At 41.8% G+C, this 15529-nt stretch carries 14 protein-coding genes; 11 read left to right on the forward strand and 3 right to left on the reverse strand.

Features of this window, described 5'->3' with window-relative positions:
• Positions 1-47: 47 nt before the first annotated feature.
• Positions 48-1238, reverse strand: a complete 1191-nt coding sequence (locus V7K35_RS01290) for an RNA-guided endonuclease InsQ/TnpB family protein (protein ID WP_335075720.1) — start codon at positions 1236-1238, stop codon at positions 48-50.
• Positions 1239-1413: 175 nt separating this feature from the next.
• On the opposite strand from V7K35_RS01290, the gene V7K35_RS01295 reads away from it, so the two are divergent.
• The 3 genes from V7K35_RS01295 (at position 1414) to V7K35_RS01305 (ending at position 3133) form a co-directional block, all read left to right on the forward strand.
• Positions 1414-2055 carry a phosphatase PAP2 family protein gene (locus V7K35_RS01295; RefSeq protein WP_335075722.1) on the forward strand — a complete coding sequence of 214 codons (642 nt, stop codon included), beginning with the start codon at positions 1414-1416 and terminating at the stop codon, positions 2053-2055.
• Positions 2056-2289: 234 nt separating this feature from the next.
• A complete protein-coding gene (locus V7K35_RS01300; RefSeq protein WP_334795973.1) occupies positions 2290-2640 on the forward strand; it encodes a phospholipid-binding protein in 351 nt (116 codons plus the stop codon).
• A 34-nt stretch (positions 2641-2674) separates the two neighbouring features.
• Positions 2675-3133: a sunset domain-containing protein gene (locus tag V7K35_RS01305; RefSeq protein ID WP_335075724.1), complete on the forward strand. Its 459-nt coding sequence runs from the start codon at positions 2675-2677 to the stop codon at positions 3131-3133.
• Positions 3134-3394: 261 nt separating this feature from the next.
• Here V7K35_RS01305 and V7K35_RS01310 read toward each other — a convergent pair whose 3' ends face one another.
• On the reverse strand, positions 3395-3574 hold the full coding sequence (locus tag V7K35_RS01310; protein WP_335075726.1) for a hypothetical protein: 180 nt from the start codon (positions 3572-3574) through the stop codon (positions 3395-3397).
• Between the two features lie 62 nt (positions 3575-3636).
• Between V7K35_RS01310 and V7K35_RS01315 the strand changes: the two genes are divergently transcribed.
• Positions 3637-4866: an RNA-guided endonuclease InsQ/TnpB family protein gene (locus tag V7K35_RS01315; RefSeq protein WP_335075728.1), complete on the forward strand. Its 1230-nt coding sequence runs from the start codon at positions 3637-3639 to the stop codon at positions 4864-4866.
• 173 nt (positions 4867-5039) lie between these two features.
• Here V7K35_RS01315 and V7K35_RS01320 read toward each other — a convergent pair whose 3' ends face one another.
• Positions 5040-5879, reverse strand: coding sequence for an LssY C-terminal domain-containing protein (locus tag V7K35_RS01320; protein ID WP_335075730.1), 840 nt, complete (start codon positions 5877-5879; stop codon positions 5040-5042).
• A gap of 616 nt (positions 5880-6495) precedes the next feature.
• Here V7K35_RS01320 and V7K35_RS01325 point away from each other — a divergent pair.
• The 7 genes from V7K35_RS01325 to V7K35_RS01355 all read left to right on the forward strand — a co-directional run bounded on the left by V7K35_RS01325 (position 6496) and on the right by V7K35_RS01355 (position 15385).
• On the forward strand, positions 6496-6642 hold the full coding sequence (locus V7K35_RS01325; RefSeq protein WP_335075732.1) for a hypothetical protein: 147 nt from the start codon (positions 6496-6498) through the stop codon (positions 6640-6642).
• 306 nt (positions 6643-6948) lie between these two features.
• Positions 6949-8415 carry an SIMPL domain-containing protein gene (locus V7K35_RS01330; protein ID WP_335075734.1) on the forward strand — a complete coding sequence of 489 codons (1467 nt, stop codon included), beginning with the start codon at positions 6949-6951 and terminating at the stop codon, positions 8413-8415.
• Positions 8416-8803: 388 nt separating this feature from the next.
• Positions 8804-9892: a RuBisCO accumulation factor 1 gene (locus tag V7K35_RS01335; protein ID WP_335075736.1), complete on the forward strand. Its 1089-nt coding sequence runs from the start codon at positions 8804-8806 to the stop codon at positions 9890-9892.
• Between the two features lie 471 nt (positions 9893-10363).
• The gene (gene tnpC, locus V7K35_RS01340) at positions 10364-11902 is read left to right on the forward strand and encodes an IS66 family transposase (protein ID WP_335075738.1); all 1539 of its coding nucleotides are present in this window, start codon (positions 10364-10366) and stop codon (positions 11900-11902) included.
• A gap of 463 nt (positions 11903-12365) precedes the next feature.
• Complete coding sequence (gene aqpZ, locus V7K35_RS01345) at positions 12366-13118, forward strand: aquaporin Z (protein WP_335075740.1); 753 nt, start codon at positions 12366-12368, stop codon at positions 13116-13118.
• Between the two features lie 418 nt (positions 13119-13536).
• Positions 13537-13995, forward strand: coding sequence for a MarR family winged helix-turn-helix transcriptional regulator (locus V7K35_RS01350; RefSeq protein ID WP_335075742.1), 459 nt, complete (start codon positions 13537-13539; stop codon positions 13993-13995).
• A gap of 52 nt (positions 13996-14047) precedes the next feature.
• Positions 14048-15385, forward strand: a complete 1338-nt coding sequence (locus V7K35_RS01355; protein WP_335075744.1) for an SCP2 sterol-binding domain-containing protein — start codon at positions 14048-14050, stop codon at positions 15383-15385.
• Positions 15386-15529: the final 144 nt, after the last annotated feature.

A 15529-nucleotide genomic window follows, 5' to 3' on the forward strand; every position in this document is an offset into this window, starting at 1 on the left:
ATTGCGATTTGACACTCCCCGGCGTAAACGCACGGGGATTCTTGGATCTAAGACAGTGCTTGCTCTTGCAGGTTTTTACCAACATGAGTAGAGGCCCCATCTCCCCAAGCGTTACTTGCATCAAGTGCAAAAGTTCCCGTATGCCCTACGGTACTCAACCCTCGACTAAGGATTATTCTCGCTGCGTTCTCATCCCTATCCATCACGCACCCACACTTACAAACGTGCGTTCTCATAGATAGTGTTTTCTTTACAACTTCACCGCAAAGAGAGCATTCTTGACTTGTGTATTGCGGGTTAACCGCAACCGTGACCCGCTTGAATACTTTGCCAAAGTACTCAACCCAAACACGGAACTGATACCAAGATGCATCATTGATGGACTTGGCTAAACAATGATTTTTTACCATGTTTTTAATCCTCAAATCTTCATAAGCTATCAAGTCGTTAGACTGAACTACGCACCGTGCTAATTTCACAGCATGGTCTTTGCGTTGCCTACTTATTTTGAGATGGCATTTTCCTAAAATCTGCCTAGCCTTGCCCCGATTCTTTGAACCTTTCACCTTTGTTGAAACTCGACGCTGCCAACGCTTGACAACCTTTTCCCCCTTGCGGAGAAATTTCGGGTTTTCAATCATTACCCCATTAGAGTCGGTGTAATATTCCTTAAGCCCTACGTCTAACCCGACTGTGTTACCAGTCGGCTCTATGTTTTCAGAACGGTCTACATCAATGCAAAATTGAACATACACACCATTGGCACGTTTTACCAATCTCACCCGTTTAATCTGGTTAATTTGGTAGAAGTGCAAGTCACGAGTTCCTTTGAGTTTTAGTCTTCCAATCCCCTTTTTATCAGTGAAAGTTATTGATTTACGATTATCTGCAAGCTTCCATCCTGACGTTTTGTATTCTACAGTTCGACAGTCTTTCTGAAATTGGGGATATCCTTTTAAACCCAGAATATCCTTCTTGCAGTTGTCATAAAACCGAGAGATAGAAGACCATGCTCGTTCGGCAGAAGCTTGTCTAGCCATTGAATTGAGTTCATTAGCAAAGGGAAAGTTAGCTGCAAGTACAGCACAATACTTCTGCAAATCGTTTTTACCTATACCTGGAACATCCATCCATAGCCGAATACAACTATTGCGAATGAACTTGGCAGTCCGAATTCCATCATCTATCGCTGTTAACTGGGTTGACTTTCCATAAGCTTTAAACTCAAAAACTAGCATCGTTTCACCTCCTATCTTATACTACCATATCCGGTATAATATTAATCAAAATGCAATAAAAAGCCGTCCTTACAGGACGGGGCTTTAAACCCAGTTTTTCGGTAATTAATTCTGTTTGACTACTTACGCCGCTAGGATTAGAGAAAGATTAATTAATTAATGCAGGAGCAAGTTAATGCGCCTCACCAGCAGCCTCCGGGCAGTACTGCTCCTACTGCTTGGCGGATTTATTCCCTTACTGATATTTGGGGACTTAGCAGAGGATGTTTGGAAACAAGGTGGATTTACCTTTGATGTTCCCCTATTATTAGCTATTCACAGCACTGCTCAACCGAAACTAGATGTTTTTGTCTCATACTTGACAAAGCTTGGAGTGTTTTGGGGGGTATTCCCAGCAGCAGCAATGATTTCGCTGTTGTTGCTGATTCGACAAAGGTGGCGTGCTTTAGAATTCTTACTCACAGCCTCGGTGGGCAGTATAATCATTAATCAGACAGTGAAGCGGTTGCTGCACCGGGCACGTCCTCATCTGTGGGTAACACCTGCTCCAGAATTTGATTATGGCTTTCCGAGTGGTCATGCGATGGCTAGTATGACTTTGGTGGCAGTTTTGATTATTTTGAGTTGGAACAGCCGTTGGCGTTGGTTTGTTGTGATTATAGGAACCTTGTTTGTCTTAATAATTGGTTGGACACGTTTGTATCTAGGAGTCCATTATCCAAGTGATGTATTAGCCGGATGGATGGTGGCATTAGGCTGGACAGTTGGAGTCAGTTTCCTAATCAACTCACATCCAGTTCGCCGGAGATATCAATAGTAAACAAAGTACGTTCAATCGCAAAGAACTCATGCAACATTGGTCTATGCATGGGTTGACTGATAATTTTTTGTTGTGGTCAAATAATTTATCGTACTAAGCACTGATAGATTCAGATAACAAACCTGACAGTGACTGATTTTAGAACTGTGAGACTGCTGTTGAGCGTTTATAGCGCAGATCAGTGCAATAATTAACTGTATTTAAATCTATATTCGCAGAGAGATTACAGTTATGGGTTGGTTACAAAGACTGTTTGGACAGGAAAAACCAGAAGATGCTCAAGTTAACCCAGATCCGACTCTAATTGCTGATAATTCCGAATCGGGGGAAACTATTCCTCTGGAACGAGTCGGACTAAATGGAGAATATGACCAAAGTGGTTTAGCAAAAAGAGTCGCCCTAGCTTTTGACGAAGATTCACAATTTGATGAGATTGATTCTGTCTATGTTGCTCAGTTAGGGAGTAGCGTAGTTTTAAAGGGAGAAGTAGCAACACAAGAGATATTGGCACAATTGGTGGAGACTGCCAGGGGGGTGAGTGGCGCTAGTGATGTGCAGAGTGATGAAGTCAGTATCGCATAAAATATTGGGAATTAAATATTAGAGAATTAACCGCATGAACAATCAACTTAAACCTCGTCAACTGAGCATGGTAGTGATGTTATTTACAGTGCTGATCCTAAGTAGCTGTGGTAAAAAACCTGAAGAATCTAGTAGTACTACGCCTCAAACACCAACTGCTGTTGCTCCAGCTAGTCCTGCCTCTAGTACAGCAGCTAATCCTGCCTCTAGTGCAGCAGCTAGTCCTATCTCTGGAAATACAACTTCTAGCTCTAAGAAGCTAGCATCGGCGGGGAATAAAACAGCAGTTTTAGCAGCAGCACAAAATCTAGGGGTGAAACCACAAAACCAAACAACTTGCCCAAGTGATGCAGAGGTAAAAGGCAAGATTACGAATAAGAGAGGCAACATTTATCACCTACCCAAAACCTTAGATTATGAAAAAGTGAAGCCGGATATTTGTTTTAAAGATGCGAATACAGCACAACTTGCTGGTTTCCGTGCGCCTAAGTGATCTAAACAGGGCAAAGGCAGTTGTTTTAAAACTGACCAAATTAATCCATTCTGCTTTCGCTCCTGCTCATCGCCCTACCAATTCTGTTAAAATCGCGTCTGCGATCGCACTTCATGCGGACGCTCTATGCCATTGCATCTCTGTAGGAGATAACCTGTTAACAGCTTTTAGCTATTACGCCGTAAGCCTCCCACTGTACTCGGTACTCCAAGTCAGTGGCGAGATATAAGGCGGTTAAAAATAACGCGACCTCCGACCAATTCAATCCGTAGGATTGATAGGGAGGGGGTCAGCGCTATTTTTAACACTCTCTAGATTTGGCAGTCTGTCAACCCAGTCTTCTACTATCTGCGTAACTGATTTATCTTTCATTACAGCATAAGAGCGAAGCTTGTTTAATCTGCGTTCAGACATCCTGACATTTAGCCTAGTAGTTTTCATATTTGTCTACCCGTTGTTGTCACTTACATGGTATTATAGTTTTGATGCTTGAGGGTAGACAATTGAGGACAGCGTACCAATACAAGCTACGACCAACAACAAAACAAGCCATTGAAATAGATAGATGGTTGTCTATGTTATGCGCCCAATATAACTATTTGTTGGCTGATAGATTTGATTGGTACGAGCGTAATCGCTCACCGATTAACGCTTGCCCTCTTGTCTGCCATATACCAGAGTTGCGGGATAACCCAGACTATTACTCACAAAAGAAAACGTTACCACAACTTAAAAAGACTCATCCTTGGTACGGTGAAATTTACTCGCAGGTGCTACAAGATATAGTTAAACGAGTTAAGGCGACGTTTGACCGTTTTTTAAAAGACGATAGCAATGGAAAACGAAGTGGGCGACCTCGGTTTAAGTCACGCGACCGTTACCGCACGTTTACCTATCCGCAAATAAAGGATGGGTGTCTGCAAAGCAATCTGATTACTTTGCCGATGTTCGGCATAGTTAAAGTTATTTTGCATCGCCCTATTCCAGATGGTTTTAAAATCAAGACTGCATCTGTTACCAAAAAAGCTGATGGATATTATTTAACTTTAAGCCTTGAAGATGCGACAGTCCCAAGCATTAAGCCTGATTTCAATGCAGACTCGATTACAGGCATTGACCTCGGTTTAAAAGAGTTTTTAGCAACTTCCGATGGTAATGTTGTTTCAATTCCTCAACAGTATCGCAAGGCTCAGAAGCGATTGCGGGTCATTCAAAAACGCATCTCACGCCGTAAAAAAGGAAGTATTCGTCGCAATAAAGCTATTAAGCAAGTTGCTAAACAACACAAAAAAGTAGCTGATAAGCGCAAAGATTTTCACTTTAAAACCGCAAATAATCTACTAAAAAAATATGATGTTGTACTTCACGAAGATTTAAACGTCAAAGGTCTTTCTCGCTCCATGCTAGCCAAGTCTGTGCATGATGCTGGATGGTCAAGCTTCTTGTCGATACTGACAACCAAAGCCGAAAATGCTGGGTTATTGGTAATTGCAGTGAATCCATCAGGTACGTCACAAGATTGTTCTAGTTGCGGGGTGAAAGTTCCCAAAAAGTTGCATGAAAGATGGCACGATTGTCCTAATTGTAAATGCAGTCTTGACCGCGATCATAATGCAGCCGTAAATATAAAGAATAAGGCGGAGGGTCATCCCGTCTTTAAAGCTCATCGAGTATCCGAAGCAATAGCTGGATTTGGTGAGAAGCCTACACTGTACTGTACTCAGTCAGTGTAGGAGTATGTCACTTCTCTTGTGACGTATTTTCAAGGATTTCAGAACTTTGAAAAAGTAAATAATTATGAAGTATCCCCTCTCTGATAAATTCAATTTAACCAACGACTGCCAATGATTAATCGTGTTGTCCTGACAGACATCCCCAATGCATGAAAAGTTCAATTTATTTTTGCTTAACTTCTTAGCAAATGTCTTAATAACAACCAGACTTGATTTTTGATCTTAACTGGCTCTGGATTGGGCGATTGATTATAGGGTTTTGTTTGTACAATACTGTTGGCTGAAAGTACACAAATAGTTAATTCTCCATCTGTGTAATATCCGTCGCCTCCTCCATTATGAGCTAGCCACGTAGCTCCGACACCAGTCACTTGATATAAGCTAACAATCTGATGTGTTGAAGCAATACTTTTAATCAGGCTATCTCTTTGAAGATCAATGTTTCCATCAATGTGGTGAGTAATCTGTCCTGTAGTGTGGCTAAGTTCAACGCTTTGATCAAATGTTGCTGAACCTAACCACAGAGGTCTATTATCGCTACTCAAGTCGTTCGATTGCCACAAGCGCACGTGATGTCGCTGCTTGGCACTATTGCCTACGGGGAGTTCAAAAGCCAAATCTTGCTTGCGTCCCCATAAATATAAATTACTCACAGGTGCAGTTGGGTAAGAATGCTTTAGGAGAACACTTTTAGCAATCCCAGCACTTGAGCGTAAAGTGATGGGGTCTGCCGGATACCAACCTGCTGCTAATAGCATTTGCACTACTTCTGCTGTTGTACCAACAAATCCAATATTCAGAGGATCTCCAGAGATGCCTTCTAGCGTTTGCGTCGTTTTTGGAGAATGTTCCAACTTGGGATTATGTTCGTAGTGACGCCACAGTGCTGGTAAAACTACATAACTTACCAGTCCATATAAGCCGAATAAACCAACTAACGTCCCAAAAGCGTACCAAAGCCAATGTCGATGTTTTGGGCGTGCGTCGCCATTAGAGTTAGAGGCTTGTTGCATTTGAATCCGAGTCAGAATAGAATCGTAACTTTTTTAGTTAATCATCGCATCATTGAAAACAATGTTTCAAAAAAACTTTTAAAGTCTTTATGATTTTGACTTTTATATCTCTGCGGATACTCAAAAATACACTGCTTTTTGTAGTAAATTTTTAGATTTGTTTAGCCAAAACTGTAGTAATTTCTCATGAGGTGATTTCTAGAAACTTTAAAGTCACCTCATGACTTAATTATATAAAGGCTTAGGAAGGAAAAACGTCTAAAAATTTATTCCCGTTAATCACAATAATCGTGATGAAAACAATACATCTTATGGTTTCTACATCCAAGACCAGATTGCTTTTACTGATAATTTGAAGTTATTGTTAGGACTATTTTGAAGCTTATTGAGAACAAAATCAGTTTGTTGACATTATGCGTTTGCCCTGTTGTGGATGGAGTGCTGATTATCTGAGTTGACACAACATTGACATTTTAATGACATATTTAAAAAGTACACAGTCAATTATAGTTTTAAAAAATCCCCATAATTTCTGTCTAGTAACTACGCTGGTTAAGCGATGCCGTACCACTTAAGAGCGGGACGCTATGCGTAGCTTGCTTCTACGAAGTGGTACGTGGAAGCAAGCGGGAGCAAAGCGTCTGGTAGAGTTGGCGGGCTATTCGGTGTCGCACTTCTTGATTTTCGGCATAGCACCAGTTTAATTCCCAGAACAGCGATCGCTATTTTGTGGCAGTGCATTTACCAGATGGATCGCCCATGAAATTATTCGTGAACTGGATTGATTTATAGTTTGGTGTTGAAAGTTTTATGCAATCTGCCCATCATTTACGGAGAAATTAAGCTGATGCGCGTCTAGATTGTACATTGCAAGCGTTAAGACTGTCCCTTTGTCAATTGGTCATCTGTCCTTTGAGATACAAATGACTAATGACAACCTCAAGAGTAAATATACAATCTTATTTGCGTAACAGCTTATGAAAGCGATCGCTGGTAATAGTCAACCGCATCTACGCATCAGATTAAAACATCAACAGGTTTCAAACATCATTTAAGCAAGGAGAATAAGATGGTTAACACAAATAATCTTACAGTTGTGAGTGGGAAGGCTCCTGCGATCGTCGATCCCCTGACTGGTAGCACTAATCCAAACACTGCTCAGATATTGAACGTTACTGGTAAAGGAGAAGTCACCGTTCCCACTACTTTAACTGAGGTGCAATTGGGGATTCAAGTAGACGGAAAAACCGCAACCGAAGTTCAACAAGAAACTGCTCAACGTTCAACAGCAGTAGTTGATGTGCTGCAAAAGCTTGGGGCACAACAACTTCAAACTACATCTATTCAACTAAATCCCGTCTATAGCTATAAAGATAATACTCAAACCCTAACTGGCTTTACAGGACTCAACACACTTCAGTTTGAGTTACCAACGGCTCGAGCTGGGGCAGCAATTGACACAGCTATCCAAGCAGGCGCGAATCTAATACAGAATATAAGCTTCACTGCCTCAGACAAAGCATTGCAGCAGGCCCGTTTGCAGGTTCTTAGCGAAGCGGTTAAAGACGCCCAAGCTCAGGCTGGGGCTGTTTTTAATACCTTGAAGTTAACCCCAGGAAAGATTATTGACATTAATATTAACTCAGCTGACAATCCTAGCCCATCTCCTTTGGTGTTTAATGCAACAGCGAACGCTCCAAGAATTGCTACAACTCCTATAATTGGTAGTCCTCAGACGATAAAAGGTAGCGTTTCTCTAGATATCGGTTATTCTCCAAATTCAGTAGCTACTCATAATCTCACAGGTGCGAGTAAACCGACTTTTGCGATCGTCGATCCCCTGACTGGTAGAACTAATCCAAACACTGCTCAAATATTGAAAGTTACTGGTAAAGGAGAAGTCACCGTTCCCACTACTTTAACTGAGGTGCAATTGGGGATTCAAGTAGACGGAAAAACCGCAACCGAAGTTCAAGAAAAAACTGCTCAACGTTCAACAGCAGTAGTTGATGTGCTGCAAAAGCTTGGGGCGCAACAACTTCAAACTACATCTATTCAACTAAATCCTGTCTATAATGATACTCAAACCCTAACTGGCTTTACAGAACTCAACACACTTCAGTTTGAGTTACCAACGGCTCGAGCTGGGGCAGCAATTGACACAGCTATCCAAGCAGGCGCGAATCTAATACAGAATATAAGCTTCACTGCCTCAGACAAAGCATTGCAGCAGGCACGTTTGCAGGTTCTTAGCGAAGCGGTTAAAGACGCCCAAGCTCAGGCTGGGGCTGTTTTTAATACCTTGAAGTTAATCCCAGGAAAGATTATTGACATTAATATTAACTCAGCTGACAATCCTAGCCCATCTCGTTTGGTGTTTAATGTAGCAGATAAAGCTTTTGCAACAGGTACTAGAACTCCTTTAATTGGTGGCACTCAGACGATAGAAGGTAGTGTTTCTCTAGATATCGCTTATTCTCCAAATTCAGCAGATACTCTCGATCTAGCTCTTAATGGATTGCAGCGCTCTGCTTAATCGGGACTGGGAGCAACATGTCATAACTGGAGTTTAGACTAGTTCCCGGTGCGAAACTAAATTTCAAAAAAATAAGGATACGAATTTAAGATGTTTCCGGGAACTAAAACCTTGGTTTTTAGGCTTTATAGAATGAGCCTTCTGAGTTTTGCACCGGGAACTAGTCTAAACTCCAGTCATGATGGATGAGGTAGTTTAACAAACCTCCTTTGAATGCAACCCACAGCTAGCTGTGCTACCCGACAATCTGTAAATTCCACAAAGTTAAAGTCGAAATAAGTTTCTACAGATGAACTCAAGGCAGTATGTCTGGGTAGTTCATAGATTAGAATAAGACTTGCTCATGAGGTGTTAATCAACCTCTCAAGTTGAAGCTCGCACTCCGATTATGACTGATCTACCACCCAACGCTCAGAATCCCGAAGAAAATACTACCAACGATGTAGCACAAGAGTTACTGCGAAGGCTGAGGCAAAAACAAGGCAACTGGGTGGAATGGGGAACGGCGATCGCCTCGTTGCTAAAAACCGGTTACAATCCCCAAGACATTTTTGAGGCGACTGGATTTGAGCCGATTCAACAAAATCAGGTGGTTGTTGGTTCTCAAGTTTACAATTCTTTGGAAAACTCTGGAGTATCGGAAGCAACGCGATCGCACTACGCCACACGTGGCAGTGATGTTTTATACGAACTACGTTTGCTCACTCAAGAAGAACGCGCCGCCGCCGCCGAACTGATCTTCGTCCACAAAATCGACGCCGATGAGGTGAAGGAAGTAGCAAAAGCAATTAAAGAGTTCTCCTATTTCCGCACTTTGCCAGAAGGGTTTTCTGCCCATCCGGGAGATGCTGTTGCTCACCAAGTTTGGAAACTGGCACGTCAAAATGCAGATTTACAACAGCGATCGCGCCTGATCGCTAAAGGTTTACGCTTTGCCCACACGCCAGCAGCAAGGCAAAAAATCGAACAGCTACTGACTGATTTTACTACCGTTCCCCAACGTCCAGCGCCAATTTTACCCTTTTACCGCCTGGAAATTGAAGAACAATTACCTCGAATCTTGCCCGTCATAGGCGAGTTGCCATTGTCACGGAAAGACTTGCAAGCTGTGCCCATAGTCACAGAAATTGAACCATTTCGCCTAGTCAAGTTTTCTGGAGAGCAAGCTTGGGTACCATTACCAGGTTGGCAAGTGCTGTTAGCGGCAGAAGATCCAGTAGTGATTTTAGCGAATAGCGATCGCTTCCCCATCCAAACCCAAAGCCAAATCGGGCCCGTTGTAGTTGTGGTAGATCGTGACAAACGAAAATGGGATGCCTCCAGCTATTTTGTCGTTGAAAATGGTAGTGAATTAGATTTTCAGTGGTTTGAAAGTGAGCCAGAAATTCCTCTACTAGGACAAATTATCATCATCGTTCGTCCTAAGAAAATTCTGGATGAAGAATTAACTAAGGATTCCTGGCAGATTGACGAATAAATTTAATTTTAGACAGAACTAACTGCGTGATCTGTTAAGACTGTCCAAACAGCAGATAGCAACTGGCGGCATTGGTTCAACTTTCTGTTTGGCCAATGCCGCCAGTTGCTTTAATTCTCTTAACATGAACTTGGCACTGACTCCGCTACAAGAATTTTATTTTTACTTTATTAGGACTTACGCACGAGTTACGAAATAACGAACCGCAGAGGCGCAGAGAAGCCAGTGCGTTGGGCGGGTTCCCCGACTTGAAGCAACTGGCGCGACACGGAGAAATCAGAGTTTGAGAGATATTTTGCGTAAGTCCTATTTATAAATAGTATCTAAGTCCACATTTTGAGGGATGATAATATCCCTTGAACAATCACGAAGTAACAACCGTAACAGGAAAAACCAAAATTTTTGTAACCGTTCAGGGGGTAGAAGTGCGATCGCCAAAAATGGCAACCAGAATCTGGTAATGTGAGATTTATGCAAGAAAATGACCCAAGTTACTTAGAGGAAGTACCCCCCAAAGATTGGGAGAGAACTCCAATCAGCGTCAAAAAGCTGGTGGAGAAGATGGGTCAGCGAATAGAAATATTAGAAAAACAACAAGCTGAATTGTTATTGGTTCAGCAGCAGTTATTAGAAAAAATAAATAGCACATCAAAAAATTCATCATCACCACCATCAAGTGACCCACCAGGGCTGGAAAAAAAGTCAGAAAAACAAAAAAGCAGTAAAAAACGAGGTGGTCAACCAGGTCATAAAGGCCATAGCCGAGACTTATACCCAATAGAAGAATGTAGCGAAATCATAGATCATCATCCAGAAGAATGTGCTAATTGTGGAGCAAACCTGAATGGGTCAGATACAAATCCCTATCGTCACCAAATAGTAGAAATTCCACCGCTCATTCCCATAGTCATCGAACATCGTTTGCATCAATTGACTTGTACTGTCTGTAATGCTAAGACTCGTGCAATATTACCATTAGAGGTGAATCCAAGTGGTTACGGGGTAAGAGTAGTAGCACTTGTCGCATTGCTGAGTGGAGTGTATCGCAATAGTCAAAGGATGGTACAAAGTGCAATGCAAGAGGTGTTTGGGATAGCAATATCACTGGGAACCGTAAACAAACTCAGGTTTGAAGCTAGCGATGCAGTTACGACTTGTGTGGATGAAGCAAAACAATACATCCATTGCTCAAAGGTTGTAGGAGCAGATGAAACGAGCTTTAATCAAGCTAATCTCGACGGTTGTAATCCCCAACAAAGAAAGGCTTGGCTATGGGTTGCTGTTACACCCCTAGTCACATTTTTTGAAATTGCCCTAACACGTTGCACCCAAGCGGCTCAAAACTTGTTGGGTGAAAACTTTGGGGGGATTTTAAATTCCGACCGTCACGGTGCGTACAACTGGGTAGAGCTGGAACGTCGGCAATTATGTTGGGCGCATCTCCGACGGGAATTTATCAAAATCTCAGAACGAAAAGGAGTCTCCGCAGGATTAGGGATTGCGCTGATTAAACAGCAGGAGAAATTATTTGAGTTATGGCATCGAGTTAGAGACGGCACTCTGGCGCGTTATGAGTTTATTGAATTAGTCAAAGATATTAAGGAGCAAATCTTAATTTTATTGCAACAAGCCGCTGACTACGAGATTGGTTATCGGGAAAAAACACCCCTGTCCAAAACTGTTCGTACTTGTCGCCAACTTTTAAAGTTTGAATCTGCGATGTGGTTGTTTGTAACTGTTGAGGGCGTTGAACCGACTAATAATGCAGCCGAAAGAGCTATTCGTCCTGCCGTGATCTGGCGGCGGACTAGTTTTGGCTCTCAAACTGAAGCTGGTAGTAATTTTGTGGCTCGGATGCTAACTGTGGTTACGACTCTCAAGTGTCAGAACCGAAATGTTTTGGAGTTTATGACTCAGGCTATTGTTGCTGCTCGTAGTGCTAAAACTGCGCCATCTTTACTTCCACAAGTTGTTTCTGATGATGATTGTGACTTTTTGAATGCTGCCTAATTTTATTGCTTGATTTTGGGGATTGTTTTCCGTCTTTTTTGCACCCCCTGAACACTTACAAATTTTTTAAGCTGAAAGTGTATAGAGCACAAAATCTATTTAAATTTTGTAATAACTTTTAATAGAACACACTGGATCAAGAATCTCAACAGATATATACCAATACGATTTTATTTTTGAAAAAAAACGCACTGGCTCCCCTACGGATATTTCAAAAATAAAATATGAGTTCTATATCATAAGAGCAAAATTCTTAATAAATTAAGCATTTTTTGGGAATTTTAGCTTTTCCAGTATCTTGATATTTTCTCACCACAATTATTAAGGAAAAAACAAATTCCTATTTCTTCGATTTAGTTTCATAACGAAACAAACGCAATGGATTTCCTGTTGACAGGAATGACTCAAGCATTATTCAACATAGCCATTACTCGTTTGTAGCTGAACAAGGAGTTTTCCGAAAATGTCTCTCACGAAACGTTGTTTGGCCGAATTTATCGGTACATTCTGGCTTGTCTTAGGTGGCTGTGGTAGTGCTGTTCTAGCCGCCGCCTACACAGAAGATGCTGCAAAAATCAGCGAGAATACTTCTTTTCCATTGGGTATTGGATTAGTAGGTGTATCCCTGGCATTTGGGCTTACTGTCCTCACTGGGGCTTATGCTTTTGGTCATATTTCTGGTGGTCATTTCAACCCCGCTGTTTCGTTTGGACTATGGGCAGGTAAGCGCTTTCCGGGGTCTGACTTACTACCTTACATCCTCTCTCAAGTGATTGGCGCAGTTGTTGCTGGGGGCATTATCTACCTGATTGCTAGCGGCAAAACTGGATTTACGCTGACTGGCTTCAACCCACTGGCTACCAACGGCTATGGTACTCATTCTCCAGGTGGTTACACGCTGTTTGCTTGCCTGATTACTGAAGTTGTGATGACTTTCATGTTTCTGCTGATTATTCTGGGTGTGACTGATAGCCGCGCTCCTAAAGGATTTGCACCACTGACAATTGGTTTTGGACTCACCTTGATTCACCTAATCAGCATTCCTGTAACCAATACCTCGGTTAATCCTGCTCGTAGTACTGGAGTTGCTCTATTTGCCGGTGTAGAACTTTTTTCCCAAGTTTGGCTGTTCTGGATAGCTCCTATTTTGGGGGCTATTGTAGCAGGATGGTTGTACGTAGCTATCTTTAGTGAATCAACTGTGGAAGAACGGTAAAACGTCAAAGAGCTAGTCTAAATGTCATTTTCAACTGTACGAGTTGTCCCGGTATTTCTGGTTTTTATAACGGGCAATAGATTGGATCTGCTTTGTGCCTATAATCAATTTTCAGGTGAAGTTGCATAGGTGCAACCCACATTAGGCATCGCTTGACATTTCGTTTTGAGATTCCTTAATAATCCTCCGACTTATAGAACAAATGAGCCAAGCAAAATTTGTTCTATAATAGGACTTACGCAAAAATTGCCAAAAAGCTTAATTTATCGAACCGCCAAGACGCCAAGAACGCCAAGAATCGTAGAGTGTGCGTAAGTCCTATATAAGTCCGAGGATTATTAATTCTATTTCTAGCAGAAACGCTTAGATCGTCGTCTTAGTGCTTGACAGGATAGATAAGTGTATATACACTTATTTCATGCAAGACCAAACTACTCAATTAGCTCTACTCAAAAAAGTTGCAGCTACCTGTACCTGTTTTAATCTCCGCAAAGCATCTCGCACAGTTACACAACTTTTTGATGAGATTTTGCAACCAAGCGGGGTTTTGGCTAACCAATTCAGCTTGCTGACTGCAATCAACTTAACTGGCTCAGTAACAATCACGCGCCTAGCTCAAGAATTAGTTATGGATCGAACCACTTTGACACGTAACCTCAAACCACTAGAAAAGCAGGGATTGCTCCGGATTCAGCCAGGACAGGATCGACGGATGCGGGCGATCGCTTTAACAGATAAAGGACAAGCCGCTTTGGCCAAAGCTTTACCTCTATGGGAGGTAGCCCAAACTCGTGTATTAGAACAATTAGGGCAAGAACGATGGAGTACTTTGTTATCAGGTTTGTCCGATACTGTATCTTTGCTGCGTAAAGGCTAATTTTTTTGTCAGAAGAGTGTATATACACGTATCTCTTAATTAGGAAACCTATATGTCTAAATTTGACGATCATCCAACTGTCAGACAGTATCGCGAGCAAAGCGCTATCAACGATTCCACGATCGCTTCTCCTTTAGATGCTGATTGGCTACGTAGCCTGTGCTTGGAGCTAGGAGCGGATGATGTTGGCTTTGTAGAGATCGATCGCCCAGAGATTGCTGCTCAACGCCAGGATATTCTGGTAGCTTTTCCACCAACGAAGACACTAGTTAGTTTTGTGTGTCGCATGAATCGGGAGAATGTCCGTAGTTCAGAGCGATCGCTAGCTAACGTAGAATTTCACACTACAGGCGATGAAGTCAACCAAATTGCTCATGAGATTGTTGCTACCCTTGAACAAAAAGGAATTCGAGCTTTAAATCCAGCAATGAGTTTTCCAATGGAAATGGATCGCTTTCCAGGGAAAATTTGGGTTGTTTCCCACAAACCTGTAGCTGTAGCCGCAGGTTTAGGTCACATGGGGATTCACCGCAACGTTATTCATCCCAAGTTTGGCAACTTTATTTTACTAGGGACGATTTTGATCGAAGCTGAAGTAACTAAATATAACAGACCAATTGACTATAACCCCTGCCTGGAGTGCAAATTATGTGTAGTAGCTTGTCCGGTGGGAGCTATTGGTGGTGATGGACATTTTAACTTTTCAGCTTGTTACACTCACAATTATCGAGAGTTTTTGGGAGGATTCACCGATTGGGTAGAAGATATTGCCGAAAGTAAAAGTGCCCATGAATACCGTCAAAAAGTGAATGATTCGGAATCAGCGTCGATGTGGCAAAGTCTTGCTTTCAAATCAAACTATAAAGCAGCTTATTGTGTAGCTGCTTGTCCAGCAGGGGAAGATGTAATTGGTCAATTTTTGAGAAATAAGAAAGGCTTTGTTAAAGAAGTAGTTCGACCCTTACAAGATAAAGAAGAAACTATTTATGTTGTTCCAGGTTCCGATGCCCAAGACTACGTAGCGAGAAGATTTCCACACAAAAAAGTTAAGCAAGTTAGCAACAGCCTTCGCCCTAATTCTATTCAAGGGTTTCTTTCCGGGTTGCCTCTGGTATTTCAAAGGAATCAATCAGTAGGACTGGATGCTATTTACCACTTCACATTCACTGGAAAGGAACAATGTCAGGCGACAGTCATAATTAAAGATAAGACAATTCAGGTGGAAAATAGTCATATTGGAACAGCCAATATTCACATTTCTGCCGACAGCCACACCTGGCTTCAGTTTCTAGCTAAGGAACAGAATATTGTTTGGGCGCTAATCAGGAGGAAGATCCGCGTTCGAGGCTCGTTACGTTTACTTCAAGCTTTTGGAAAATGTTTTCCCTGATGAATTACTGTAATCGAATATTTACAAAGTTTTTTTCAGGGTTGTAGTAAGCACTTTAGTAGTTAAAAAATAATCACTGAACTTTAACTACGAAATTACTTACTAATCCAATAAAACTAGACAAACTACTATCAACAATTTAGT

The organism is Nostoc sp. (assembly GCF_036917275.1).
Classification (GTDB): domain Bacteria; phylum Cyanobacteriota; class Cyanobacteriia; order Cyanobacteriales; family Nostocaceae; genus Nostoc.